The 21,634-nt window shown below is 71.2% G+C and carries 22 protein-coding genes; 9 read left to right on the top strand and 13 right to left on the bottom strand.

Features of this window, described 5'->3' with window-relative positions; genetic code table 11:
* Positions 1–203: 203 nt before the first annotated feature.
* Positions 204–1,151, bottom strand: coding sequence for a helix-turn-helix transcriptional regulator (locus tag PYR91_RS04230; RefSeq protein WP_279777591.1), 948 nt, complete (start codon positions 1,149–1,151; stop codon positions 204–206).
* A 267-nt stretch (positions 1,152–1,418) separates the two neighbouring features.
* Here PYR91_RS04230 and PYR91_RS04225 point away from each other — a divergent pair, with 267 nt between their 5' ends.
* The 7 genes from PYR91_RS04225 to PYR91_RS04195 all read left to right on the top strand — a co-directional run bounded on the left by PYR91_RS04225 (position 1,419) and on the right by PYR91_RS04195 (position 7,691).
* Positions 1,419–1,601, top strand: coding sequence for a hypothetical protein (locus PYR91_RS04225; protein ID WP_279777590.1), 183 nt, complete (start codon positions 1,419–1,421; stop codon positions 1,599–1,601).
* 1 nt (position 1,602) lies between these two features.
* On the top strand, positions 1,603–1,908 hold the full coding sequence (locus PYR91_RS04220) for a hypothetical protein (protein WP_279777589.1): 306 nt from the start codon (positions 1,603–1,605) through the stop codon (positions 1,906–1,908).
* Positions 1,905–3,449 carry an amino acid adenylation domain-containing protein gene (locus PYR91_RS04215; protein WP_279777588.1) on the top strand — a complete coding sequence of 515 codons (1,545 nt, stop codon included), beginning with the start codon at positions 1,905–1,907 and terminating at the stop codon, positions 3,447–3,449. The genes PYR91_RS04220 and PYR91_RS04215 overlap by 4 nt, the downstream gene beginning before the upstream one ends.
* 14 nt (positions 3,450–3,463) lie before the next feature.
* The gene (locus PYR91_RS04210) at positions 3,464–3,721 is read left to right on the top strand and encodes a phosphopantetheine-binding protein (protein ID WP_279777587.1); all 258 of its coding nucleotides are present in this window, start codon (positions 3,464–3,466) and stop codon (positions 3,719–3,721) included.
* A 105-nt stretch (positions 3,722–3,826) separates the two neighbouring features.
* On the top strand, positions 3,827–5,083 hold the full coding sequence (locus PYR91_RS04205; RefSeq protein ID WP_279777586.1) for a hypothetical protein: 1,257 nt from the start codon (positions 3,827–3,829) through the stop codon (positions 5,081–5,083).
* An 11-nt stretch (positions 5,084–5,094) separates the two neighbouring features.
* Positions 5,095–6,330, top strand: coding sequence for an MFS transporter (locus PYR91_RS04200; RefSeq protein WP_279777585.1), 1,236 nt, complete (start codon positions 5,095–5,097; stop codon positions 6,328–6,330).
* A gap of 35 nt (positions 6,331–6,365) precedes the next feature.
* A complete protein-coding gene (locus PYR91_RS04195; RefSeq protein WP_279777584.1) occupies positions 6,366–7,691 on the top strand; it encodes a condensation domain-containing protein in 1,326 nt (441 codons plus the stop codon).
* 12 nt (positions 7,692–7,703) lie between these two features.
* On the opposite strand, the gene PYR91_RS04190 is transcribed toward PYR91_RS04195, so the two are convergent.
* Genes PYR91_RS04190 through PYR91_RS04180 form a run of 3 tightly spaced genes read right to left on the bottom strand, consistent with a single transcriptional unit; the run spans position 7,704 to position 10,195 of the window.
* Entirely contained in the window at positions 7,704–8,432 is a 729-nt protein-coding gene (locus PYR91_RS04190) for an SDR family oxidoreductase (protein ID WP_279777583.1), read from the bottom strand.
* Between the two features lie 14 nt (positions 8,433–8,446).
* Entirely contained in the window at positions 8,447–9,202 is a 756-nt protein-coding gene (locus PYR91_RS04185; protein WP_279777582.1) for a 2-C-methyl-D-erythritol 4-phosphate cytidylyltransferase, read from the bottom strand.
* A gap of 54 nt (positions 9,203–9,256) precedes the next feature.
* Positions 9,257–10,195 (bottom strand): 4-(cytidine 5'-diphospho)-2-C-methyl-D-erythritol kinase, encoded by a 939-nt coding sequence (locus PYR91_RS04180; protein ID WP_279777581.1) that lies wholly within the window; start codon positions 10,193–10,195, stop codon positions 9,257–9,259.
* A 249-nt stretch (positions 10,196–10,444) separates the two neighbouring features.
* On the opposite strand from PYR91_RS04180, the gene PYR91_RS04175 reads away from it, so the two are divergent.
* Entirely contained in the window at positions 10,445–11,110 is a 666-nt protein-coding gene (locus PYR91_RS04175; RefSeq protein WP_279777580.1) for an HAD family hydrolase, read from the top strand.
* Between the two features lie 126 nt (positions 11,111–11,236).
* Here PYR91_RS04175 and glnA read toward each other — a convergent pair whose 3' ends face one another.
* Positions 11,237–12,661 (bottom strand): type I glutamate--ammonia ligase, encoded by a 1,425-nt coding sequence (glnA, locus tag PYR91_RS04170; protein WP_279777579.1) that lies wholly within the window; start codon positions 12,659–12,661, stop codon positions 11,237–11,239.
* 143 nt (positions 12,662–12,804) lie between these two features.
* Here glnA and PYR91_RS04165 point away from each other — a divergent pair, with 143 nt between their 5' ends.
* A complete protein-coding gene (locus tag PYR91_RS04165) occupies positions 12,805–13,263 on the top strand; it encodes an RDD family protein (protein ID WP_279777578.1) in 459 nt (152 codons plus the stop codon).
* Positions 13,264–13,297: 34 nt separating this feature from the next.
* On the opposite strand, the gene PYR91_RS04160 is transcribed toward PYR91_RS04165, so the two are convergent.
* The 8 genes from PYR91_RS04160 to lpdA all read right to left on the bottom strand — a co-directional run bounded on the left by PYR91_RS04160 (position 13,298) and on the right by lpdA (position 21,579).
* On the bottom strand, positions 13,298–14,128 hold the full coding sequence (locus PYR91_RS04160; RefSeq protein ID WP_279777577.1) for a class I SAM-dependent methyltransferase: 831 nt from the start codon (positions 14,126–14,128) through the stop codon (positions 13,298–13,300).
* The gene (locus PYR91_RS04155; protein WP_279777576.1) at positions 14,125–14,805 is read right to left on the bottom strand and encodes a DUF4191 domain-containing protein; all 681 of its coding nucleotides are present in this window, start codon (positions 14,803–14,805) and stop codon (positions 14,125–14,127) included. Before PYR91_RS04155 ends, PYR91_RS04160 begins: the two co-directional genes overlap by 4 nt.
* Positions 14,806–15,020: 215 nt before the next feature.
* On the bottom strand, positions 15,021–15,950 hold the full coding sequence (gene lipA, locus PYR91_RS04150; RefSeq protein ID WP_279777575.1) for a lipoyl synthase: 930 nt from the start codon (positions 15,948–15,950) through the stop codon (positions 15,021–15,023).
* A 97-nt stretch (positions 15,951–16,047) separates the two neighbouring features.
* Complete coding sequence (gene lipB, locus PYR91_RS04145) at positions 16,048–16,755, bottom strand: lipoyl(octanoyl) transferase LipB (protein WP_279778022.1); 708 nt, start codon at positions 16,753–16,755, stop codon at positions 16,048–16,050.
* A 35-nt stretch (positions 16,756–16,790) separates the two neighbouring features.
* Positions 16,791–17,528: a peptidase E gene (locus PYR91_RS04140; RefSeq protein WP_279777574.1), complete on the bottom strand. Its 738-nt coding sequence runs from the start codon at positions 17,526–17,528 to the stop codon at positions 16,791–16,793.
* A 94-nt stretch (positions 17,529–17,622) separates the two neighbouring features.
* Positions 17,623–18,552 (bottom strand): TIGR01777 family oxidoreductase, encoded by a 930-nt coding sequence (locus PYR91_RS04135; protein WP_279777573.1) that lies wholly within the window; start codon positions 18,550–18,552, stop codon positions 17,623–17,625.
* A gap of 138 nt (positions 18,553–18,690) precedes the next feature.
* Positions 18,691–20,169 carry a 2-oxoglutarate dehydrogenase, E2 component, dihydrolipoamide succinyltransferase gene (gene sucB / locus PYR91_RS04130; protein ID WP_279777572.1) on the bottom strand — a complete coding sequence of 493 codons (1,479 nt, stop codon included), beginning with the start codon at positions 20,167–20,169 and terminating at the stop codon, positions 18,691–18,693.
* A gap of 30 nt (positions 20,170–20,199) precedes the next feature.
* A complete protein-coding gene (gene lpdA, locus PYR91_RS04125) occupies positions 20,200–21,579 on the bottom strand; it encodes a dihydrolipoyl dehydrogenase (protein WP_279777571.1) in 1,380 nt (459 codons plus the stop codon).
* Between the last annotated feature and the right edge of the window lie 55 nt (positions 21,580–21,634).

Genomic DNA, 21,634 nt, shown 5'->3' with positions numbered 1-21,634 from the left:
GGACCTGGCTTACCTGCGAGGTTACCCACCGGAGGGTCAGCCGCCGCTCCCACCGGCGTCTCACGCCGGCCAAGAGGCCCCTTGTGCTTCCCGGTTGCCCCAAGGCCGCCCGTCCTGCGGCCCATGCCGGGCCTTCGCCGTGCGCGCCGGGCACGCCACCCCGGCCGCTGAAGCGGGGCTACGCCGGAGGGTCCCGGTGCCCGTCAGCGCGACGGGCGCACCCAGTGGCGCTGGGCGGCCGACACCCCGGCCTGGAAGCGGCTCTGGGCTTCGAGGCGCTCCATGATCTGGGCCATCATGCGCCGCACCGTACGCAGCGAGAGCCCGAGCTTGCGGCCCGCGGCCTCGTCCGTCGCGCCCTCGGCGAGTATCTCGATGAGCTGCATCTCCAGCGGCGTCAGACCGTGCTCGTTGACCGGCGTGAACTCCCCGAACGGCGTCGCCGACGCCCAGATCTGCTCGAAGAGCGCGTAGACCGCCAGCACCACGCCCTTGGCGCGCAGCTCCACCGCCCCCTGCCCGGAGTCGGATGGATCCACCGGCAGCAGGGCGATCTCCCGATCGACGATGATCATCATCATGGGCAGGGTCGGGACGCTGCGTGTCTGGCCCCCCAGCTCGGTCAGCCAGCGCACGTAGGCGAGGGTGTCGGGATCGTTGCGGAAGCTGTCCTGGTAGAGCCCCCGGATCACGACCCCCCGCTCAAGGGCCCGCTGGTTCGCCGACTTGCCGGCCTCGTGCGTGTCGGGGCGCTGCGCGGCGGTGGGCGTGAAGGAGCAGACCTCGACGGCGACGCTCTCCGCGAGCTCCTCCAGCCGTCCGCGCACCTGGTCGAGCCCCTGCAGGTAGATCACGCCGTCACGTTCGCGGCTGGAGTCGTGCTCGGCCGCGATCGCGAGGATCGCCGCCCTCGTCTGCTCGACCTGGCGCTGACGCTCGGCGACGTCCGCCTCGGCGCGGGCCAGCAGGGACGAGAGCCCCACCTGCGGGCTCACCGGCCGCAGGACGCCGGGCTCGTCCCAGGAAGGCTGCAGCAGCGCCAGCTCCGCGAGCTCGTCGAGCGACTCCCGGACGAGCCGCTCGTCCACCTCCAGGTGCGCCGCGATTCTCGTGACGCCCCACGAGGGGTTGGCGAGCATAACGCGGTACACAGACTCGGTCGTAGCTGCAAGGCCTAACGATTCGAGCACCTTCAGGTTCACCTCGCGCAGCTGCCGGAGCCCCTCTTCTACCGAGCTGTGGTGGTGATTGTAGGCCGCGAGATCCCTCGAATGGGCTCCTTCGCCGCGAGATGGCACCAAGGTGCCAGGCACTCTCGTGCCATATCGGTAGTAGTGACATCACCCTCGGCGACGGCGATCGTGGAAGTAGCAGGAAAACGGAGCGGGAGAATCCGCGAAGACCCGGAGGAGATTGAGATGTTCGCTCACCACGAGAGCCCGGTCGCCGCCCTCGCCGCCGTCGCGATCAGCCTCTGCGCGATTACCGCGACTTTCGCCGCTCCGTTCACGGGCACGCCGGGGACCGGCGACGGCGCGAACTCCGGCGTCTCCGTCGTCGCGTTCTCCCAAGGCGACGACGACGGGCTCGAGTGGGGCTGAGATGAAAATGGTCGCATTGACGCTCAGTCATCCGGCCGAAAGAAAAGGCGATATCACGCCGAGCGGTCTCGTGGACCTGATCTGGGTGCACACGAGTATCGACGACAGACTTGAACACATTCACGCACGCGCCTGGCCCGGCGGCATCGACGTCGTGTTCTTCCTCGCCGTGACCAGTTCCGCGCTGGCGAGCACGAGAGCCGGTGCCATATCCCTCAGGGCCATCTCGTCCGCACCCGCGCTTCGCGGCTGGAGCGCGGAATTCGCCGGTGGGCAGACCACCGATCTAGTCGGGAGCAGTTCATGAACCGTCCGCACCTGTACGACTGGTTCTCGGCCGGCGCCGAGAAATGGCCGTCGGAGATCGCCATCGAGGTGGACGGCCTCCAGCTGTCCTATCGGCGACTGGAACACGCGGTGGCGCGCATGGCCGGGCTCATCAACCGGGCGCACGGTTCCCGGCCTCCGCGACGGGTGGGCATCCTGGCCGCGCGCAGTCTCGCCGCCTACGCCGGTTACCTGGCGGCGTTGCGTTTGGGCGCCACCGTGGTGCCGCTGAACCCCGCCTTTCCGCCCGACCGGAACCGGCTCCTGTGCGACCGGGCCGGGGTGGACGTGGTAATAACCGATGAAAGCGCCGCCGGCCAGGTGTCCTCCCTGCCGCCGGGAGTGACGCTGGTGAACCCGGCCGCGGACGCCTGGCGCGCCCTTCTGAACGGCCCGGTGCCGGATATCCCGCCGTGCGGTCGTACGAACGACGTCGCCTACATTCTCTTCACATCGGGCTCGACCGGAATTCCGAAAGGCGTGCCGATCAGGCACGAGAACGTCGCGCCCTACCTTGATTTCAACATCGAGCGATATCAGGTCGGGCCCGGCTGCCGGCTGTCCCAGGCATTCGACCTCACCTTCGACCCCTCGGTCTTCGACCTCTTCGTCGCCTGGGGGGCCGGCGCCACGCTGGTCGTGCCGCGCAAGGACGAGCTCATGGCGCCGGTCGACTTCGTGAACGCCCGCCGCGTCACCCACTGGTTCTCCGTGCCGTGGTACATCTCCATGACCTCCCGCCTCGACCAGCTGACGCCGGACAGCATGCCGGGGCTGCGCTGGAGCCTGTTCGCCGGCGAGCAGCTCACCGTCGAGCAGGCCGACGCCTGGCGGACGGCCGCGCCGCGCAGCGTGATCGAGAACATCTACGGGCCCACCGAGCTCACCGTCACCTGCACCGGCTACCGGCTTCCCGCGCGCCGCGCCGACTGGCCGGTCACGGCCAACGCGACGGTGCCGATCGGACGCCCGTACCCGTTCATGGAGACGCGGGTCGTGGACGAGTCCGGCAGGGAGGCGCCCGAAGGGGAACTGTGCGTCCGAGGGCCACAGCGTTTCGCCGGTTATCTCGACTCCGGCGACGACGCCGGCCGTTTCCTCGAAATCGACGACGACGGCGCGCGCCCGTACGACGGCACGGCCCCGCTGGAATCCTCGCACTGGTACAGAACCGGGGACCGGGTCCGGTGGGCCGACGGCGAGCTCGTCCATCTCGGCCGCCTGGACGCGCAGGTGAAAATCAACGGCTGCCGCGTGGAACTCGGAGAGATCGAGGCCGCGGTCCGCGGCCAGGAATGCGTTCGAGAAGCCGTCGTCCTCGTGGTGCCGTCCGCCCGCGGCGCGATGGAGATAGTCGCCGTATACACGGGAGAAGAGGCGCGCAGCCGCGATCTCGTCACCTCCGTCCGCCGGCGACTTCCTCGTTACATGGTGCCCAGTCGATTCAAGCGGCTGGCGTCCTTCCCGTTGAACGCCAACGGCAAGATAGACCGCCGGCGGCTGGCAGAAGAACTCACCTAGTCAGGAGCGACACCTTGTCCCACTCCATCGAAATCATCAACGACGTCGCCCGCGCCGAGGCGCGGCTCGCGGACATCTGGAGCGACCTGCTGGAAATCGAGGAGGTCGACGGCGAGGACAATTTCTTCGACCTGGGCGGCGACAGTCTCCAGGCCGTCGAGATGGTGTTCCGCGCCCGCGAGGCCGGGATTCACATGGAAGTGCGTCATCTGTTCACGAGTGAAAACCTCACGGAGCTGGCCGCGAAGGTCGGCTCGAATTCCCGGCCGTAGCCGAACCCCTCGCCCTCCCAGGACGGCTCTACCCAGGACGGCTCTATGAACACCGACACCGACAACGCCTTAAGTAATCACGGCGATTTCGACCAGAGGACACCGATGCGAACGAAGACGATCGCCGTGGTCTACGCCTTCGGCGCAGCCAGCCCGGTGCAGATCTCCAGAGCGGCGGACGGGCTGGCGGACATCGTCTTCGTCACCGACACCCGTGACGAGCACTCCGCATCCGTCACGTCGATCCTGCGTGACCTCTGCGTCGACCTGGTCGACCTCGCGGAGACGGATCACGAGTCGGCGGTCCGCCGTCTCCGCTCCCGCGTCGACGGCATCACCACGTTCTCCGAGCGGTGCATCACCCTGACCAGCCGGCTCGCCGCCGATCTGGGGCTTCCCTACCACGACGAACGGACCGCCCGCCTGCTCACCGACAAGCACCTGCAGAGGACGGCGCTGAACGCGGCTCTTCCCGTCGCCACGCCGACCCGTGTCGTCAGGTGCCTGGACGACCTCGCCGAGGCGGCGGAGTCGGTCGGCTTCCCGCTGGTCCTGAAGCCGCTCAGCGGGACGGCGGGCGCCTTCACCTACCGCTGCGACACCTACGACGTCCTGCACGAGACCGTACGGCGGCTCCTGCGGGACCGGCGGGGGCAGGACGGGCCGTCGTGGGTCGCCGAGGCCCTGTTGCGGCCCGGCAGGCATCCGGGCGGTGCGTGGCTGGCGGACTACGTCTCCGTGGAGTCGCTCATCCGGGACGGCGAGGTCCACCACTTCGCCGTCACCGACAAACTGCCACTGGCCCCGCCGTTCCGGGAGACGGGCATGGTCTCGCCCAGCGCGCTGACCGGTGAGCGGCAGCGGGAGGTCAGAGCCCTGACGTCCGCCGCGCTCCGCGCGCTGGGCGTCACCCACGGGGTCACCCACACCGAGGTGAAGCTGACCCCCGACGGGCCCCGGGTGATCGAGGTCAACGGCCGCCTGGGCGGGCGCGTGGGACGCCTGATCGATCGGGTGTCCGACCTCGACCCGGTGCGGCTGGCGATCGAGAACGCCCTGGGCGGCGCGCTCCTGACCGCCTCCCCGGTGTTCAGCGGGGCCGCCGTGGTCTACGGCGTCCTGCCGCCCTCCCGCAGGGTGAAGGTCGGCGCGGTCCCCACGGCCAAGACGCTGAGACGGATCGAGGAGGTGTGGAAGGTCGACCGGATGGCCGGCGTCGAGGAGGTCCTCGACTGGGAACAGGGCAGCGGTCAGCGGGTGTGCGACGTCTGGGCGGAGACCGGTGACCTCACGGCGGTGCCCGCCCTGCTCGACCGTCTCGAAGGCGCGGTCTCCGCGGCCGTCTCCTTCGAACCGGTCTGATGAGGATCGCCATGTCGACCTCCACGAGCTCCTATCGCATACTCGCGGCCGGGATGGCGGTCACCTCGCTCGGCCGCGGCCTGTACGTCCCCACCAGCGTCGTCTACTTCAGCTCCCACCTGAGATTCAGCGTCGCCGAGATCGGGCTGGCACTCGGGTGCGCCGGCGTGGCGGCCTTCCTGGCCGCGGTGCCGATGGGCAGCCTCATGGACGCCGCGCGGCGGCCCCGGAACGTCGCGATCGTGTACGCGCTGCTGCACGCTACCGCGATGGCCTGCCTGCTCCTGGTGGAGTCGAACCCCTCGTTCACGCTCGTCGTGGCGTTCCTGGGCGCCGCCGAACGCGGCAACTCCATCGCGCGGCAGACGCTGGTGGCGACCCTGTTCGAGAGCGCCGACCGGGTGAACGTGCAGGCCAAGCTTCGGACGATCGCCAACGCGGGGATCTCGGTCGGCGCGCTGATGGCCGCTCTCGCCTTCTCCACCCAGTCCCCGGACACGCTGAAGGCCCTGATCGCCGGCAACGCCGCGGCGCTGCTGGTGCTGGCGGCCCTGTCGCTCCTGCTTCCCGCCGCGGCGACGCCGGTCATGTCCATGGCCCGCGACAGCGGCGTCACCGCGCTTCGCGACACCCCGTTCCTCGCCGTCACGCTGCTGAACGGGATCCTGTCCGTCCATTCGACGGTCCTGCGGGTAGGCCTGCCTCTCTGGGTCACCCTCAAGACCGACGCGCCGACCTACCTCGTGGCGGTGCTCTACGCCACCAACACCGTCCTCACCGTGCTGATGCAGGTGAAGGTGGCACGGCGGGCGCAGACGGTGCCGACGGCCGCGGCGATGCTCCGCGTCTCCGGCGTGCTGACGGCGCTCTCCTGCCTCACGCTCATGACCACGCAGTTCCTGCCGGGAACCGGCGCGCTGGCCGTGCTGTTCGTCACCACCGTCCTGCTCACGCTGGGGGAGCTGACCCAGTCCGCCGGGGGATGGGGGCTGGCCTTCGGCCTCGCGCGAACGCGTTCGGAGGGGTCCTATCTCGGCGCCTTCTCCCTGGGGACCAGCGTCCAGGACTTCCTGGGCCCGATCATCATCACGACCTGCCTGGTGGGAATGCCGGTGACCGGGTCGATCGTCATCGCCCTGGCCCTGGTCGCGGTCGTCTCGATCGTCCCCCGGACGATCAGGTTCGTGCACGACCGCGCGCAGGCGTCACCGGAGCCACGCGAGGACGCGACCCTGTCGCGCGTGTAGCCCGATTCCACCAGCCCGACAAGGGGGAGACGACGATGCCCGTCGTACACGCCACCGCCACCGCCACCGGACAGGACACGCGGGTCCCGCTCAGCGCGAACCAGGCGGGCCGCGTCGCACTGGCCACCGGGCCCGACGGCTGGCTCAAACCGCCGTGTCACTTCGGCTTCTGGATCCAGGGGCCGATCGACCCCGGCCTGGTCGCCCGAACGCTCACGATCATCATGCGGAGGCACACGGCGCTGCGATACGCCTTCGACGGCCGTCCGGACACCGCGCTGTGCCGCGCCCCCTCCGGCGTCCACTGGCCGTTGAAGGTCGTCGATCTCCGCGGGCCGGCCACGGCCACGCGGGAGGACCGGCTGCGGGCGGAACTGGCGGAGCTGCGGACCCCCTTCGCCCTCGGCGACACCCCGCTGGCCAGAGCCGTACTCGTCCGCCACGAGGAGTCCAGGTCGCTGCTGGGGATCGCCGTGGACCACATCGTGTTCGACGGGGGATCCGTCTCGCCGTTCCTGCGCGACTTCGAGAGCCTCTACCAGAGCCTGGCCGAAGGCGTCCAGTCGGCATCGATGCGTCCCGGCTCGGACTTCGCCGACTTCGCGGCCAGGGAACAGCGGTGGCTGGCGAGCGGCGACGGCAGGGAGAGCATCCGTCACTGGGCCGGGCGCTGGCCGCGGCGCGGCCCCTTCCAGCCGATCCCGCTCCCCGCCCCGGGTGACGAGCCGGCCGGCGTGCCCCCGGCCGGCACCTGGTCCCGCGACATCGCGCCCGAAGCCCTGGACGCCGCCCGCCGGAGCGCGGGCGCGCCCAGAGGCGCCGGCCCGCTCTGCATGGTGACGGCGGCGCTGGTCACCGCGGCGAGGAGCGTGCACCCCTCGGCCGGTTACGGGCTGGTCTTCCCCTTCTCCAGGCGGGTGTGGCCGGGCACCCGCCACGGCATCGGCTACTACAACAACCGGCTCTTCCTGAGCGTCCCGGAAGGCGCGCCGGACTTCTCCTCGGCCGTCCAGGGTGTTCAGGAGGAGCTCGCCCACGCCCTGAACCATGGCATGGTGCCCTTCGAACTGCTGTTGCGAAGGTTCAGCCCCGAGTACTACGACCGCAAGCCGCCCGGGACGTACATGTTCGTCAACATCACCACCAACCCCGTGGCCCCCCGCCTGCCGGGCGCCCGCACCGACTTCACCTGGCTGAAGCCCGAGCCGGGGCAGGCGTCCGTACGCGGCCTCACGATCGACTGTGAAGTGCGCACGGACCGGTCGATCCACCTGAGCGCCGCCTACAGCACCCGGCGGTACGACCGGAACGTGGTCGAGGAGGTCCTCGGCGAGGCCGGACGGCTGCTGTCACCAGCCTGATCCGCGCCTGGATCAGTTCTCCGACTCCATGCTGCGCATGCTCCACAGAAGGGTCCTCATCGTCCTGGGCTGCGTGAGCACCGTCATGATCGCCTGGGCCACGTCGTCCGCGCGGAGCATTCTCGCGAACTGCGCCGCGGTTCCCTCCCGGCCGCGCCCGAGCGCGAACTCGGTCGCCACCGCGCCGGGACAGAGCGCCGTCACCCGGATCCCCCGCTCGCGCAGCTCACGGTCGAGGGAGCCCGCGAGCCCGGTCACCCCGTGCTTCGTGGCCGCGTAGACGGCCTCGTCCTTGCGCCCGCGAAGCCCGGCCACGGAGCTGACGAGCACGATGTCCCCCTCGGACGGGAGGAGGGGGACGGCGGCGCGCACGCACCAGATGGTCCCGGTCAGGTTGGTGTCGATGAGCTGCCGTACCTCGGCGTCGGAGTAGTCGAGAATCCCGCCGTACGCGCCGATGCCCGCATTGGCGATCAGCGCGTCGATCCGGCCGAACCGCTCGACCGCCGCCCCCATCAGCCGCCGCGCGTCGGCGGGGTCGCGGATGTCGACGTCCATCCAGTCGGCACGTGCCGGGCCCAACTCCTGGCATAACTCCTTGAGCCGCTGCTCGCGCCGGGCCGCCACGACGACGGACGCGCCGGCCCCGTGCAGGGTCCGGGCGGCGGCCTCGCCGATACCCGAGCTGGCTCCGGTGATGACCGCCACTTTTCCCGTCAGCGGCGATGCGTGACTGTCCATAGGCACCGACTCCCTCATTCCGGCGTGCTCCCGCTTGGCATGACCGCCATGAACGCCTCCACCATCCGCAAGTCGCGCTCGACGGTGACCTTGATGTTGGTGGGATCTCCCTCGACGATCTGTATGTCGCCGCCCTCCAGTTCGACCAGCCCCGCGTCGTCCGTGATCTGCAGGCCCTTCTCCCGGGCGAGGTGGTACGCGTCGGCGAAACAGCGTCTGCACACCACCTGCGGTGTCTGGCACGCCACCAGTTCGCTCCGGTTCACGGTGCCCAGGGACCGCCCCGTGGTCTCGGCCCTGCGCATCGTGTCGAACATCGGGATTCCGGGGAGCGCGCCCGCGAGGTGGCCCTGCTCGGTGGCCAGGCGTCCCACCAGTTCGTCGATGACCCCCGCCGGCGTGAGCGGCCGGGCGGCCTCGGCGATCGCCACGTACGGGGAGTGCCGCCGGCCGGCCTGGATTCCGAGCCAGGCGCTCTCCTGGCGCGTCGCACCGCCCAGGACGACCTTCATGACCAGCCGGTCGGGGAAGGCGCCGACCACGGCCCGGGCCGTCGCCAGCACGGACTCGGGAACGACCAGCACCACCTCGTCGACGGTGACGTTGGTCAGCACCGAACGGAGGATCCACCACAGCAGCGGACGGCCCCGCAGTTCCAGCGCGGCCTTCGGGCCCTGGCCGAGCCGTTCACCCTGACCGGCGCCGAGAATGATCGCTGTGACGCCGCCGGTCGACGGCTGGACGGACACGTGGTCCACGTGGTGCGCCAACACTCTCCTTCGGCCGTGCCGGCCAGTCGTGATCGCGAGCCGGGCCTCTCGGCGTCACGGCGGGACCCGCTCGATGCCCGGTACCGGACCGTGGGCGACCAGCACCCGCTCGGAACCGGTGATCTGCGACAGGTGCCGTCGCATGATGTCGGCGTGCTCCTCGGAACTCGCCAGGAAGGCGCAGGTGGGGCCGGTTCCCGAGACGACCGCGCCGGCCGCCGCGACCTCCTGGCCGAGGCCGAGGAGGTGCTCGAGCTCCGGGCGGAGCTTGAAGACGGTCGGATGGAGATCGTTCTTCAGCTCGGCCCCGAGCCGCCGCGCGTCCCCTCGGACGAGCGCGTGGGTGAGACCCGTGGTCGGCCCGGGAGGCAGCGCCGCACCGCCTCCCGCCGAGGCGCGTGACCTGCTGTGCGCCTGGTAGACCTCGGCCGTCGAAAGGCCGGTCTCGGCGCGGACGAACACCCAGTGGAAGCGCTCGGGGCCCGCCAGCGGCTCCAGCAGCTCGCCCCTGCCGTAACCGACGGCGGTGCCGCCCATGAGCATGAAGGGCACGTCGCTTCCCAGCCGCGCGCCGAGGTCGCCCAGCTCGCGGTCGCCCAGCCCGGTCTGCCACAGCTCGTCGCACGCCACCAGCGCGGCCGCGGCGTCGGCGCTTCCGCCGGCCATTCCCCCGGCCACGGGTATGCGCTTGCGAATGGAGATCTCGACGTTCGGCGGGCGACCGGTACGGGCGGCGAGAATCGCGACCGCCTCGGCGGCGAGATTGGTGCGGTCGCGCGGAACGGCGCGCGTCCCGATGCCGTCGTCCCCGTGGACGGTGACCCGAAGTCGCTCGGCCGGAGAGACGGTCACCTCGTCGTAGACGGACACCGACTGGAAGACGTTGACCAGGTCGTGGTAGCCGTCGTCACGGAGCGGACCGACGAAGAGCTGGAGGTTGACCTTCGCGGGCGCCCTGACCGTCACGCCCGTCACCCCCGTCACGGTGCTCACGAAAGCAAACATACAACCCATGAATAGTTGATGTCATGGGCTGAACAAGAGGTGAGCGTGAATGGCGAAAGGCCGCCAACCTGTTCCTTCAAGGGGATGGCCGGCGGCCTTCGCGGGTAAAGCCGAGCGCCCGGCCGGGAGAGCATCTTGATCCTGGTCATGCCCAGGCGCTCATACGTCGCGGGAGAGCTGACACATGGACATGGGTGGTGGCGGGCCGGTGGTCACCTTCGATGGGGACGAGACGCTGTGGGACTTTCAGGGGCGATGCGCCGCGCGCTGTCGCTCGCGGCCGGCATGTTCGCGGCCGAGGGGCTCTCGCTGAGAGGTGAGCCGGTCACGGGCGCGTGGCTGGCCCGGGTGCGCGAGGAGGTGGCAGCGCGGCCGGCGTTCGCGCGGGCCCGGATGGAGGACGTCCGGCGGGTGGCGTTGCGGGAGTGCGCCCAGCGGGCGGGTGCGGGGGCGGGGTTCGCCGATCGGGTGTTCACCGAGTACATGCGGGCCCGGCACGCCGAAGTACGGCTGTATCCGGACACGCTCGGGTGCCTGCTCAGGCTGCGCGAGATGGGATGCCGTCTGGGGTTGGTCACCAACGGCAACTCCCGCCCCGAGCCGCTCGGCCTGGGGGAGCTGCTCGAGCACACCGTGGTCGCGGCCGACTGCGGGCACCGCAAGCCCGACCCGCGGATCTACCGGTACGCGGCCGAGCGGTTCGGCGTGGCCCCCGCCGAGTGCCTGCATGTCGGTGACCATCTGGTCGAAGACGTGGACGCCTCGACCGAGGCGGGCATGGCCGCGGTGTGGATTAACCGGGGCCCGCCGCGCGAGGCCGAGCCGGGCCGCGCGTGGCGTACGGTCACCACCCTCGCGGCGGTCCCGGCGCTGCTGGACGAAAAACCGGCGGGCACCGCGTGAGCGGTGCCCGCCGGGGTGGAACTCAGGCTCGGAGCGTCGGCAGGAGGCCACGGACGTGGCCCCGCCGCCGTGCGGACCGAGGAGGCGTTCGTGTCGTGAACGCCCGGCACAGAGCCGGTTCGATCTTTACACGTCGTAGTAGAGCTCGAACTCGTGCGGGTGCGGGCGCAGGCGGATCGGGTCGATCTCGTTCTCGCGCTTGTAGGAGATCCAGGTCTCGATGAGGTCGGGCGTGAAGACGCCGCCTTCGAGCAGGAACTCGTGGTCGGCCTCCAGGGCCGCGAGGACCTCCGGAAGGGAGCCGGGGACCTGCGGGACCTGGCCGGCCTCCTCGGGGGGAAGCTCGTACAGGTCCTTGTCGACCGGCTGCGGCGGCTCGATCTTGTTGCGGATGCCGTCGAGGCCCGCCATGAGCTGCGCGGCGAACGCGAAGTACGGGTTGCACGACGGGTCGGGCACCCGGAACTCGATGCGCTTGGCCTTGGGGTTGGAGCCGGTGATCGGGATGCGGATGCATGCCGACCGGTTGCGCTGGGAGTACACCAGGTTCACCGGGGCCTCGTAGCCCGGCACCAGGCGGTGGTAGGAGTTCACCGTCGGGTTGGTGAAGGCCAGCAGGGCGGGCGCGTGCTTGAGCAGGCCGCCGATGTAGTAGCGCGCCATGTCGGACAGGCCCGCGTAGCCGACCTCGTCGTAGAAGAGCGGCTCGCCGTCCTTCCAGAGCGACTGGTGGCAGTGCATGCCGGAGCCGTTGTCACCGAAGATCGGCTTGGGCATGAAGGTCACCGTGTGGCCGTACTCCACCGCCGTGCTCTTGATGATGTACTTGTACATCATCAGGTTGTCGGCGGTCTTGAGCAGCGTGCCGAACCTGAAGTCGATCTCGGCCTGCCCGGCGGTGCCGACCTCGTGGTGCTGCATCTCGGTCTCGATGCCGGCGTCGATCAGCCGGCGCACCATCTCGGAGCGCAGGTCGGTGAAGTGGTCCATCGGCGGCACCGGGAAGTAGCCGCCCTTGTAGCGCGGCTTGTACCCGAGGTTGCCGCCCTCCTGGGCCTTGCCGGTGTTCCAGGCGCCCTCGATGGAGTCGATGTGGTAGTAGCTCTCGTGCTGGCTCGTGGAGAAGCGCACGTCGTCGAAGATGTAGAACTCGGCCTCGGGGCCGAAGTACACCGTGTCGGCGATGCCGGTGCCGCGGAGGTACTCCTCGGCCTTGCGCGCCACGTTCCGCGGGTCACGGCTGTAGGGCTCGCCGGTCAGCGGGTCGTGCACGAAGAAGTTGATGATCAGCGTCTTGTGGTCGCGGAACTGGTCGACCACCGCCGTCGAGGGGTCCGGCAGTAGCAGCATGTCGGACTCGTGAATGGCCTGGAACCCACGGATCGACGAGCCGTCGAACATGAGACCGTCGGTGAATACGCTGGCCCCGAAGTTCTCGACGGGAAAAGTGAAGTGGTGCGTCGTGCCCGGCAGGTCGGTGAACCTGACGTCGACGAACTGCACTCCTTCGTCCCGGATGAACTTCAGGACGTCGTCGCCGGAGCTGAACATCCAACCTCCCAAGGGCACGGTTTTCAGACTTGAAAACTAGGCCTGTGCCGTTTCCGCCCCATGTCTCGTTTGTTTCGCAGATGTTAAGGGGAGGGGGGTGGGCCGATGGCTGGACCTGTGCCGCCCCTGGATATCTTACCCGCATGAGCAGGGAACCGAGATGGACCCAGACCTGGCTCGGCGGCACCCGCGCCGGGGGCGTCGACCTCGGCCATCCGGGTGAACGACTCGGGCTGCCCGAGCAGGGGAGCGGGGCGGTCGCCGGCTTCGGCCGGCGCATCGGCGCCGTCGTCGTCGACTGGGTGGTCTGCACCTGGGCGATCGGCCGGGGCCTGCTGAACGTCGACCCCCGGTACGCGAGCTGGGTCGGGCTCGGCCTGTTCGCCCTGGAGTACGTGCTGCTCGCCGGCACCTTGGGCATGACGCTCGGCATGCGGCTGTTCGGCATCAGGATCGCCGCCCTCGGCGGAGGCCGCCCGTCGTTCGGGTCGATCCTGCTCAGAACGCTGCTGCTCTGCCTGGCCGTCCCCGCCCTGATCTGGGACCGCGACCAGCGCGGCCTGCACGACCGCGCCGCCGGCACCGTGGTGGTCCGCGCCTAGCCCGCCCGAGGTCGCCGCCACCCGGACGCCCCCCTCAGGCGTTGCCGTCTCCAGCCGGGGCCGTCCGCGCCCGCTCGCACGTGAAGATCGCCGTGCCGGGCAGATGACGGCCGCGGAGCGGGCTCCAGCCGCCCCACGTGCGGGTGTGGCCCTGAGGCCACTCGGGCTCGACCAGCGAGGTGAGCGTCAGCCCGGCCCCCACGATGGCGCCCACCCAGTCGCCGAGCGTGCGGTGGTGCTCCACGTAGGACGGCTCGCCGTGCTCGTCCTGCTCGACGTACGGGGCGCGGTCGAAGTAGGAGCGGTCGGCGGTCAGCCCGCGCTCGCCGGGATCGTCGGGAAACGCCCACCGGACGGGGTGGCTGACGGAGAACACGAAGCGCCCGCCCGGCCGCAGCACCCTGCGCACCTCGGCGAGCACGGCCCCGGCGTCGGCGACGAACGGGAGCGCCCCGAACGCCGAGCACGCGAGGTCGAACGACGCGCCGGCGAAGGGCAGGCGGCCGGCGTCCGCCTGCACGACCGGGAGCCGCGCGCCGAGCCCGTCGTCGATGCGCCGCGAGTGCTGGAGCTGACGGAAGGACAGGTCGAAGGCCGCGACCTCGGCGCCCTGACCGGCCAGCCACCGGCCGCACTGCCCGGCGCCGCACCCGATCTCCAGCACGCGCCTGCCGCGAACCTCGCCCAGCAGGCGCGCCTGCGCCTCGTCCAGCCCTTCGGGGCACCACACGAAGGCGGCGTCGCCGAGGAACGCGCCGTGCTCGGCCTGGTAGTCGTCGGCCGCGGAGTCCCACCAGCGGCGGTTCGCCCGTGAGGTCGGCGCGCCGGCCACCGCGCGCCGGGTGACGCCCGAACCGGACGTCACCGCATCTTGCCGCGGGGCATGCGCGCGCCCTTCGGCATCGGGCCCTTCGGCATGGGGACGGTCTGCGGCAGGGCCCGGAGGCGGTAGTTGACCTCCGACACCGCGGGCTTCTTCAGGTTGCGGGGCAGCTTCATCAGGTGGCGCTGCAGCTTCTTGAGCGGCACCTGGCCGTCGCCGTCGCCGCACTGCACGTCGTACACCGGGACGTCGGCGGCGACGCGCTGCACGCGCTTCTTCTCCGACAGCAGCATGCGCTGCACGCGCGCGCCCGGGCCCTCCGACACGAGCACGATGCCGGGGTAGCCCACCAGCCGGTGCACGACGTCCTGGTCGCGGGTGACGGCCACCGCGGGGGTGACCTGCCAGTTCCCGCGCATGCCCTGCAGGATGGCCGCGGCGGCGCCCGGCTGCCCGTCGAGCATGGAGTACTGCGCGCGCTGCGCGAGCTGGCCGAAGACGACCATGCCCACCGTGAGCGCGAACATGACCCCGAGCAGGATGAGCTGCCACACGAAGCCCGTCACGAGCCCGAGGACGACGAAGAGCGCCAGCGTCGCGAGGGCCGACGCGTAGACGATCGGCATCCCCTTGGGGTTGGCCTTCTGGATGATCTGAGCGATCATCCGGAGCTGCTTGATGCGCCCCGGGCGCTCTGGGTCTGCGGGCTGTTTGGCCATGGTTGAAGGATACAAACGCCGGGCCCAAGAAAGGAAAACGTGATCTGCCGGTGGTCCGTCCGTAACAGGCCCTCGACCGCCCCGCCGGCGCGTGACCGTGCCGTCGACGACCACCACAGACCTCGCGTCACCCCTGCCCCCGACCGGGTGCGGGCAGGGAGTGCGGGTCTGCCCCGTGCCCCGCGCCTTGTGGGGAGGGCGGGGCTGGGGGAGGGTCAGGCGGTCTGGCGGGCCTCTACGGCCTGGCGGTAGAGGCGGCCGGCTCGGTAGGAGGAGCGGACCAGGGGGCCGGACATGACGCCGGCGAAGCCGATCTCCTCGGCCTGCTTCTGCAGGTCGGCGAACTCCTGGGGCTTCACCCAGCGGTCGACCGGGTGGTGGCGCGGGGTGGGGCGGAGGTACTGCGTGATGGTCAGCAGGTCGCAGCCGGCCTCGTGCAGGTCGCGCATGGCCTGGACGACCTCCTCGCGCTCCTCGCCCATGCCGAGGATGAGGTTCGACTTGGTGACCAGCCCGGCCTCGTGCGCCATCGTGATCACCTTGAGGGAACGGTCGTAGCGGAACGCCGGGCGGATGCGCTTGAAGATGCGCGGCACCGTCTCGATGTTGTGCGCGAACACCTCGGGGCGGCTGGAGAAGACCTCCTCCAGCTGCTCGCGGTCGCCGTTGAAGTCGGGGACCAGCAGTTCCACGCCGCAGCCGGGGACCTCGGCGTGGATGCGACGGGCGGTCTCGGCGTACAGCCAGGCCCCGCCGTCGGGCAGGTCGTCGCGGGCGACGCCGGTGACGGTGGCGTACCGCAGGCCCATCTGCGTGACGGACTCGGCGACGCGGCGCGGCTCGTCGCGGTCGTACTCGGCGGGCTTGCCGGTGTCGATCTGGCAGAAGTCGCACCGGCGCGTGCACTGGTCGCCGCCGATGAGGAACGTGGCCTCGCGGTCCTCCCAGCACTCGGAGATGTTGGGACAGCCGGCCTCCTGGCAGACCGTGTGCAGACCCTGGTTCTTGACGAGCGACTTGATCTCGTTGAAGTTCGGCCCGTTCCTGAGCCGGGTCTTGATCCACGGGGGCTTGCGCTCGATGGGGGTCTGGCTGTTGCGCACCTCCAGGCGGAGGAGCTTTCGGCCTTCAGGAGCAACGGTCACGTGCTCAAGCTTACGTCTCCGCGCCGCCTGGCCCGGACGCCGGGGCGCCCGCCCCGGGGCCCCGGCCGCCGCCCCCACGCCGCAGGGGCGGGGGTGGTCAGGCGCGGCCTGAGAGGAGGTCCTCCTCCTGGACGTCGACGCCCTCGGCGCCCAGGGCTTCGGTCAGGCGCTTCTCGGCGAAGGGCAGCACCTCGTCGACGGTGATGCGCCGGCCGGTCTCGGCCGAGAGGGAGGTCACACCGGCGTCCTTGATGCCGCAGGGGGCGATGCGGTTGAACCAGCCGGGGTCGTTGACGCAGTTGAGCGCGTAGCCGTGCATCGTCACGCCGCGGGCCACGCGGATGCCGATGGCGCCGAGCATGCGGTCGGGCACGCCGCTGGCGGGGTCGCCCGCGGCCCACACGCCGCTGCGGCCGGCCACCCGCCCCGCGGCCACGCCGAAGTCGGCGCAGACCCTGATCAGCGACTCCTCCAGCAGCCGGACGTAGGCGATGACGTCCATGGTGTCGGACAGCCGGACGACGGGGTAGCCGACGAGCTGGCCGGGACCGTGCCACGTGATCTTGCCGCCGCGGTCGACGTCGACGACCGGGGTGCCGTCGGCGGGCCGCTCGTGCGGGGAGGTGCGCTTGCCCGCCGTGTACACCGGGGCGTGCTCCAGCAGCAGGACGGTGTCGGGGATCGCGCCGGCGGCGCGGCGGGCGTGGACCTGGCGCTGGAGCTCCCACGCCTGCTCGTAGGGGACGTCGACGCCAAGCCGGACCAGCGCGAGCCTCCTCGCGCCGCCCGTCGTGCTCTGGTGGATCCCGCGCTCGATCACGGGGCCAGCCTAACGCGAGGTCATGGGGTCAGCAGGCGGGGTTCGACGCGGAACTCCTTCACGCGCCCCTCGCCGTCGCGTTCGATCTTGTACGCGTACCCCGCGGGGTCGACCGTGACCGCCTGGATGAACTCGCGGTCGACGTAGTGCAGCGCGACGCCCTCGTCGGCGGCGTACCCCTCGGGCAGCTCGCCGGAGGCGATCGACTCGTGCAGCAGGGGGCGGCGCTGGGGGTCGGAGTTGTAGTGGACGCCGCAGGAGTACGGCAGCAGCGCAAGCCCCTCGGCCCAGGGCCGCAGCTCGGGGCCGAAGGAGTCGGTGTTGCCGCCGACGTGCCAGCACAGCGCCCCGGCGCTCTGGCCGGCCAGCACCACCCCGGACCGCCACGCCTCCTCGAACGCCTCGTCGAAGCCGTGCAGCCGCCACAGGGCGGCCAGGTTGGCGACGCTGCCGCCGCTGACGTAGATCATGTCCTGCTCGAGCATCCACTCGCGCGGATCGGCGACGTTGGGCATCGGGAACACCGTCAGGTGGCTGAGCTCGACGTCCCAGTCGCGGAACGCGCCGTACATCTTCAGCAGCCAGTCGCTGGCGTCACCGACGGCCGTGGCCATCAGGCCCAGCTTGGGGCGGTCCTGGCCGGTCAGGTCGAGCGCGTAGCGCAGCAGCCCCGAGGCGTCCATGAACCCGTAGCGGTCGGAGGGGCGGAACGAGCCGCCGCCGATGGCGACGATGTGGGATTGGCCGAGCCTGTTCATGATCTCTCCTGCTGCCTTCTCGGGGGGCGAACCGGCCGCCGCGAGGTCGCAGGCCGAGTCGTGCGGTCATCTCCCGTGTCATCGGAACGGCACCTTAGAGTATGGCCGCCAACGCCTCGTCGAGACGCGGATACCGGAACCGGTACCCCATCTCCATCAGGCGCCGCGGCAGGACGCGCTGGCCGATGAGCACGCCCTCGTCGGCCAGGTCGCCGAGGGCGGCGCGCAGCGCGAAGCCCGGCACGGGCACCGGCAGCGTGGGACGCCGCAGGGCGCGCCCCAGGGCCTTGGTGAAGACGGCGTTGGTGACCGGCGTGGGCGCGGTCAGGTTGACCGGGCCGGACACCTGCGGATCCGCCAGGAGGTACTCGACGGCGCCCACCCAGTCGGGCAGGGCGATCCAGGAGGTGTACTGCCGGCCGGAGCCGAGCGGCGCGCCCATGCCCAGCTTGAAGAGCGGCAGCTGCGGCCCGAGGAAGCCGCCCTCGGTGGTGAGCACGTGCCCGGTGCGCAACCACACCACCCGGACGCCGGCCTCCTCGGCGGGCGCGGTCTCGGCCTCCCAGGCCCGCGCCAGGTCGGCCAGCCACTGCCCGCGCGGCGGCTTGCCGCCCTGCCCGCGCGCCCAGACCGGCGGCTTGGACGACTCGTCGACCGGGTGCTCGCCGGTGTCGCCGTAGACGCCCATGGCCGAGCTGGACAGCAGCACCCCGGGCTTGCGGGACAGGCCGGCGATCGTGGTGGCGATCAGGCGGGTGCCGTCCACGCGGCTGCCGAGCAGCTCGCGCCGGTAGTCGTCGTTCCAGCGGCGGCCCGCGATGCTCGCCCCCGCCAGGTGGACGACGGCGTCGGCCCCTTCGAGGACGGCGGGATCCAGGACGCCCTCCCGCGGATCCCAGAAGGCCTCGTCGGGCCCGGCGGGCGGTTTGCGTATGAGCCTGACGACAGGACGGCCCCGGTCGCGCAGTGCGCGAACCAGGGCCGAACCGAGAAGGCCGGACGAGCCGGTGATGACGACAGCCATGCGATCACCCTACGGCGCGCCCCCGCCGGCCCCGCGCCCACGCGCCGCGACCGCCCCGAAACGACCTCGGGGCGCCCGCGGCAGGCCGGGCGGGACGTGCCCGGCCCCGCCGCGGTGGGGCGGCGGGGCGGGCGTGGGTCAGGCCAGGCCGAGCTGGCTCTCGAAGCGGCCGTCCTCAAGGCGACGCTTGATCGTCGTCAGGAAGCGGGCGGCGTCGGCGCCGTCGACCAGGCGGTGGTCGTAGGTGAGCGCGAGGTAGACCATCGAGCGGACCGCGATGACCTCGCCCTCGGGGGTGTCCACGACGACCGGGCGCTTGACGACCGCGCCGGTGCCGAGGATCGCGACCTGCGGCTGGTTGATGATCGGCGTGTCGAACAGCGCGCCGCGGCTGCCGGTGTTGGTCAGCGTGAACGTGCCGCCGGACAGCTCGTCGGGGCTCACCTTGTTGGTGCGGGTGCGCTCCGCCAGGTCGGCGATCTTGCGGGCCAGCCCGGCGAGGTTGAGGTCGCCGGCGTCCTTGATCACCGCGGAGGCGAGGCCGCGCTCGGCGTCGACCGCGAACGCCAGGTGCTCGTGGTCGAAGTAGGTGACCTCGTTGGTCTCGGTGTTGATCACCGCGTTGAGCTTCGGGTGCTGCTTGAGGGCCTCGACCGCCGCCAGCGCGAAGAACGGCGTGAAGCTGAGCTTGACGCCCTCGCGCCGCTGGAAGTCGGCCTTGGCGCGGTCGCGAAGCCGGGCGATCTTGGTGACGTCGACCTCGACCACGGAGGTGAGCTGCGCCGACGTCTGCAGCGACTCCATCGTGCGCTTGGCGATGGTCTGCCGCATGCGCGACATCTTCTCGGTGCGGCCGCGCAGCGTGGTGTCGGCCTGGACCGGCTCGGGAGCCGGGGCCGGCGCCTGGGCGGCGGGCGCCGTCTGCGCGGGCTGCGCCGGGGCGGGCTGGGGCTCGGCGGCCTGCGCCTGCGCCGCGCGCTCGCGCTGCTCGCGGGCGGCCTCCAGGACGTCCTGCTTGCGGATGCGCCCGCCGACGCCGGTGCCGGTCAGCGCGTCGAGGTCGACGCCGTGCTCGCCGGCCAGCTTGCGCACCAGCGGCGTCACGTACGGGCTGTCGCCGGTCGCCGCGGGCGCCGGGGGAGCGGCCGGGGAGGGCGCCGTGGCCTGCGGCTGCTGCGGGGCGGGAGCCTGCTGCGCGGGCTGGGCCGCCGGCGGCTGCGGGATCGAGGACGCCGGGGCGGGCGCGGGGGCCGGCTCGGGCTGCGGGGCGGGGGCGGCCTTGGGCTGCTCGGGCTCCGGCTCGGGCTCGGGTTCCGGCTCGGGCTCGGGCTCGGCCTGGGGCTCGGCCTGCGCGGGGGCGGCGGCGCCGCCCGCCGAGCCGTTCTGGTCGATGACCGCGAGCTCGGCGCCGACCTCGACGGTCTCGTCCTCGGCGACGACGATCTTGGTGAGGATGCCGGCCGACGGCGACGGGATCTCGGTGTCGACCTTGTCGGTGGAGACCTCGAGCAACGGCTCGTCGGTCTCGACCTGGTCGCCTTCCTTCTTCAACCAGCGGGTGACGGTGCCCTCGGTCACGCTCTCGCCGAGCTGGGGCATGGTTACGGAAACCGGCATGGTGTCTTCTCTCGCGTTTCCTGTGAGGGCTTAGTTGTGTACGTGCAGCGGCTTGCCGGCCAGGGCGAGCATCGCCTCGCCGACGGCCTCGGACTGGGTGGGGTGAGCGTGGATGAGCTGGGCGACCTCGGAGGGCAGGGCCTCCCAGTTGTAGATCAGCTGGCCCTCGGTGATCAGCTCGCCCATGCGCTTGCCCACCATGTGGACGCCGAGGACGGGGCCGTCCTTCTTGGACACGATCTTGACGGCGCCCTGCGTGCCGATGATCTGGCTCTTGGGGTTGCCGCCGAGGTCGTAGACGAGCTCGGTGATCTCGTGCCCGCGCTCCCTGGCGACGGCCGAGGTGAGGCCCACCGAGGCCACCTCGGGGTCGGAGTAGGTGATGCGCGGCACGCCGTCGTAGTCGATCGGCACCGGGTCGAGCCCGGCGATGTGCTCGGCCACCAGGATGCCCTCGGCGAAGCCGGCGTGCGCGAGCTGCAGGGTGGGGATGAGGTCGCCCACCGCGTAGACGCCCGGCACGCTGGTGCGGCAGAACTGGTCGACCACGACGGTGCCGCGCTCGATCGTGACGCCCGCCTCCTCGTAGCCGAGGCCGGCGTGGACCGAGCCGCGGCCGACGGCCACCAGGAGCAGCTCGGCGTCGAGGGTCTTGCCGCCCTCCAGGGTGACCACCACGCCGGTGTCGGTGGTCTTGACGCCCTCGAAGCGCTTGCCCAGCTCGTACTTGATGCCCCGGCGCCGGAACGCGCGCTCAAGGACCTTGGAGCTGGACTCCTCCTCCAGGGGAAGCAGGTGGGGGAGGGCCTCGACGATGGTGACCTCGGCGCCGAACGACTTCCACACCGAGGCGAACTCGACGCCGATCACGCCGCCGCCCAGGACGACGACCGAGGCCGGCACGCGGTCGAGCTTCAGCGCGTGGTCGCTGGTGATGACCCGCTCGCCGTCGATGTCGAGGCCGGGGAGCGACCGCGGCGCCGACCCGGTGGCCAGCACGATGTGGTGGCCCTCGACGGCCTGCCCGTCCACGGTGACGCGGTTGGGGCCGGCGAGCCGGCCCTCGCCCTCGAAGATCGTGACGCCCTTGCTCTTCAGCAGGCCCTGGACGCCCTTCCAGGCGCGATTGACGATCTTGTCCTTGAAGGCGTGGACGGCGGGCATCTCGATGCCCTCGAAACGGGCCTTGACGCCGACGGTCGCGGCCTCGCGCGTCTCGTCGGCGACCTCGGCCGCGTGCAGGAGCGCCTTGGTGGGGATGCACCCCCGGTGCAGGCACGTGCCGCCGATCTTGTCCTTCTCGACGAGGGCGACCGTCTTGCCTAGCTCGGACGCCCTCAGGGCGCACGCGTAGCCCCCGCTACCGCCACCCAGGACGACGACGTCGAAGGGGCCGCTGCCATCAGCCACTGGAAAGCTCCTTGTCGGATCGGTGGGCCCTCACGACCGGGTCGTGCCCGATTTC

It is taken from the genome of Sphaerisporangium sp. TRM90804, from assembly GCF_029846175.1.
Lineage (GTDB): Bacteria > Actinomycetota > Actinomycetes > Streptosporangiales > Streptosporangiaceae > Sphaerisporangium.
Note: the sequence above shows the minus strand (reverse complement) of the source record. Positions and strands in the feature narration are given on the sequence as shown.

What these genes read in the sequence shown, in the direction of transcription:
- glnA (WP_279777579.1), bottom strand. Translation starts at nt 12,661, where the DNA reads ATGTTCAGCTCCGGCGACGACGTCCTGAAGTTCATCCGGGACGAAGGA.
- PYR91_RS04135 (WP_279777573.1), bottom strand. Translation starts at nt 18,552, where the DNA reads ATGGCTGTCGTCATCACCGGCTCGTCCGGCCTTCTCGGTTCGGCCCTG.
- PYR91_RS04225 (WP_279777590.1), top strand. Translation starts at nt 1,419, where the DNA reads ATGTTCGCTCACCACGAGAGCCCGGTCGCCGCCCTCGCCGCCGTCGCG.
- PYR91_RS04190 (WP_279777583.1), bottom strand. Translation starts at nt 8,432, where the DNA reads ATGGACAGTCACGCATCGCCGCTGACGGGAAAAGTGGCGGTCATCACC.
- PYR91_RS04200 (WP_279777585.1), top strand. Translation starts at nt 5,095, where the DNA reads ATGTCGACCTCCACGAGCTCCTATCGCATACTCGCGGCCGGGATGGCG.
- PYR91_RS04220 (WP_279777589.1), top strand. Translation starts at nt 1,603, where the DNA reads ATGAAAATGGTCGCATTGACGCTCAGTCATCCGGCCGAAAGAAAAGGC.
- PYR91_RS04165 (WP_279777578.1), top strand. Translation starts at nt 12,805, where the DNA reads ATGAGCAGGGAACCGAGATGGACCCAGACCTGGCTCGGCGGCACCCGC.
- PYR91_RS04205 (WP_279777586.1), top strand. Translation starts at nt 3,827, where the DNA reads ATGCGAACGAAGACGATCGCCGTGGTCTACGCCTTCGGCGCAGCCAGC.
- PYR91_RS04140 (WP_279777574.1), bottom strand. Translation starts at nt 17,528, where the DNA reads ATGAACAGGCTCGGCCAATCCCACATCGTCGCCATCGGCGGCGGCTCG.
- sucB (WP_279777572.1), bottom strand. Translation starts at nt 20,169, where the DNA reads ATGCCGGTTTCCGTAACCATGCCCCAGCTCGGCGAGAGCGTGACCGAG.
- PYR91_RS04195 (WP_279777584.1), top strand. Translation starts at nt 6,366, where the DNA reads ATGCCCGTCGTACACGCCACCGCCACCGCCACCGGACAGGACACGCGG.
- PYR91_RS04215 (WP_279777588.1), top strand. Translation starts at nt 1,905, where the DNA reads ATGAACCGTCCGCACCTGTACGACTGGTTCTCGGCCGGCGCCGAGAAA.
- PYR91_RS04155 (WP_279777576.1), bottom strand. Translation starts at nt 14,805, where the DNA reads ATGGCCAAACAGCCCGCAGACCCAGAGCGCCCGGGGCGCATCAAGCAG.